The organism is Prevotella sp. MGM2, assembly GCF_002933955.1.
Classification (GTDB): domain Bacteria; phylum Bacteroidota; class Bacteroidia; order Bacteroidales; family Bacteroidaceae; genus Alloprevotella.
Map to the genome: position 1 here is coordinate 1 of NZ_BEWW01000012.1, position 2835 is coordinate 2835.

Genomic DNA, 2835 nt, shown 5'->3' on the forward strand with positions numbered 1-2835 from the left:
ATTAATTACATTATGCCTAATTTTAAGACTTTGGTTGCAACTCTGCTGATGCTGGGTACAACGTCGGTTGCCACGGCGCAACACACGTGCACGAAGGACTACAAACCTGCACCTTATACATTTATAGGCCTGCAGGGCGGTGGTCAGGTTACGTTTACGAACTATAAGGCGAGTAAGCTCATTACCCCTGTAGGAGCTTTTTCCGTGGGTCACTTCTTCTCACCCGTGGTGGGTACGCGCCTCAATGTGAGCGGCTGGAAAAACAAGGGCGGTTTCAAGTCAGTGGGTAAGACGTATGAGTATAACTATGTCACCTCTAACCTCGACCTGATGCTCAACCTTTCCAAAATTGTGATGCCTTCGAAGTGTCATACCCCGCTCAACGTTTATCTTATCGGAGGTGTGGGACTTTCTTACGCCTGGGATAACGATGATCTCAACGCTTTGCGTAACAGCGGGCTGGTGAAGGAGAATATGGCCTGGGAAGACGACCGCCTGGTGCACAACTTCCGTGCCGGCCTTCAACTGGAGTATGCCTTTGCCAAGCATTTTGCTGTGAATCTTGAAGTGGATGCCAACAACCTGCACGACCGTTTCAACTCGAAGGCCAACGGCCGCGGCGATTGGCAGCTGACGGGTATGGTGGGCCTCACCTATAAGTTCGGTTTCAAGAAGCACAAAGCCGCTCCCGTTCCCGTTGCTCCCGCTCCCGTGAAGGAACAGCCGGCTCCCGCCCCCAAGCCTGCTGTAGTGGAGGAGAAGCCCGTTGTAGTAGAGGAAAAGAAAGAAGTGAAGCAGCCTGAGAAGATCCGCATCGACGTATTCTTTGCCATCAACAGTGCTGTAATACGCAGTTCTGAAGAACCTAAGGTGAAGAAATTGGCCGACTGGCTCAATAGCCATCCCGAAGCCAAGGCTGACCTCGTGGGATATGCCGATGCCGGCACGGGCAACGCACAGATTAACCGTACGATCTCTGAAAAGCGCATGAAGGCCGTGGCCGATGTCCTTGTGCAGAAATACGGTATCAAAGCCTCTCGTCTGACCACAGGCTTCAAGGGTGACTCCGTTCAGCCGTTCAAGAACAACGACGACAACCGCGTTGTTATTTCTGTAGCCGCCGAATAAGAAAATCTATTGCCCGCTTTCGGCAATGACAAATAAAGCCTCCCGCCGGTTTCCGTAATGCTGAATCCGGCGGGAGTTTTTTCGGATTTTGTCTTTTGCTGACGTTTGATTTCGGAATAGCTTGTTTTGTCCTGCTATCGTTTTTTAAAATGGAAAGTGGAATGATAAGTCATTGAAGTTGTCAAAGTCTTTTGAAAAGTCCGGTATGGATTTTGGTTTGTGATACGGGGATTTTGAAATCCGATATCAGGATTTTTTACGATAATAAGGTGGTTTTCCGATGAGCCTCCCTGTTCAGGGCTGGCAGTTGTCAGTGATAAGACCGCCAAGCGGGCAGCCTCCAATATAAAGGCTGCCCGCTTGGCGGTTACACTAATTTTGATTTTCCGGCCGGTGGTCGGTTGTGTTGAGTACGCCGGCCGTTTGTCTGAGGAAAGGTTGGCTCCGAACCCCGATGCGGCTGAGGCTCCGGAGCCAACGGCAATCGTTTATTCGGCTATGAGAGAGAACTCTGCTCCTGAGGCAAAGTCGTTGCCGTTCTGTTCGCTGAGGGCGTTGAAGCGGATGTAGCGGGCCTTGACGGGCTTCTTGAACATGACGCGCTGGTCGGCTTCGGAGTTCTTGAAACTGCCTTTGGCTATAGGAGTGCCCCATGTCTTGCCGTCCTGACTGACATAGATTTCGTAGTCCTTCACGCGACCGTTGGGACCGTCCTGACGCGGTGTGTAGACGAAACCTTTCATTGTTTTGGTTTCGGCTGCGTCAAAGTCAATCCAGTGTGGATATTTGGCCAGTGTGATACTGTACATCGTGTGCCACTTGGTGCCGGTGTCGCCATCCGTCAGGTGGGTGGCATAACCTTCGCCAGGTTCTTCGCTGGAGGCGAACACAACTTCAAGAGGTACGCTCTCTATTTTGTCGTAAGTCTTTTTCAGCTTCAGCTCAGCATTGTCTTTGTACCAAGCCACGATGGTTCCTCCCATGCGCAGGTCGATGGGCGCAGTGTAGGGCTGTGCTTTCTTGGAACCGTTCAGGCTGTACATGATAGTGCGGTTTTTGGCCGGCGTGCTGAGGGTTACTACGCCTGTACGGCTGTGTGAGAAGCTGATGGGCTGCTCGCCTGAGGGCGATACGTGTGCCGCCTCGTTGATGATGGCGGGCATGGCGCGGCCGATGTTGACCGGACGGATGATGAAGCCGAAGTTGTAGTTGGTGCTCATCGTGCGGTCGGGGCGGAGAGGGCCGCCTTGTCCGCAGCTGGCGCCTCCGAGGCCTGTCACTTTGGCATCGAGGTGGAGGTGCGTTCCCGTGCTTTGGGGCAACTGATAAGGATGTGCCGCTACGGTAAGTTCCTGCTGGCTCCAGGGGAGGGCAGAGGCTGACATGACACTGTCGGCGATGAATACTACGCCGTGGCCGCTCCGGTTGGTGAGGGCGCACCAGCGCACTTCCTCGCGGTTACCCATGGCCTGAGGTTTGGGCAGCATGATGTCCTGAGTGGCTACGTTGCCGCTGTGCAGTTCGATGAACTGACCCGTCTTGCGGTCGTTGTAGTTGTTCACGGGGCCGCGGCCGTAGTAGTGGAAGGCGTTCAGTTCGGCCGGAAGCTGCATGGCGTAGCCGATGCGCGGCAACACTACTGAGGATTTGCTGGCCGATATGGCGCTCTGGAGTTCGATGGAGCCGTCGGGGTAGATGGTGTAGATC

General features: G+C 53.8%; 2 protein-coding genes. One reads left to right on the forward strand and one right to left on the reverse strand.

Translation table 11 applies throughout. From position 1 onward, the window contains the following. On the forward strand, positions 1–1128 hold a 1128-nt coding region (locus tag C5S62_RS00145), incomplete at its 5' end, for an OmpA family protein (RefSeq protein ID WP_104403552.1). Positions 1129–1616: 488 nt separating this feature from the next. Here C5S62_RS00145 and C5S62_RS00150 read toward each other — a convergent pair. Continuing rightward, positions 1617–2835: discoidin domain-containing protein (locus C5S62_RS00150; RefSeq protein WP_190311528.1), on the reverse strand; the 1219-nt coding region annotated here is incomplete at its 5' end.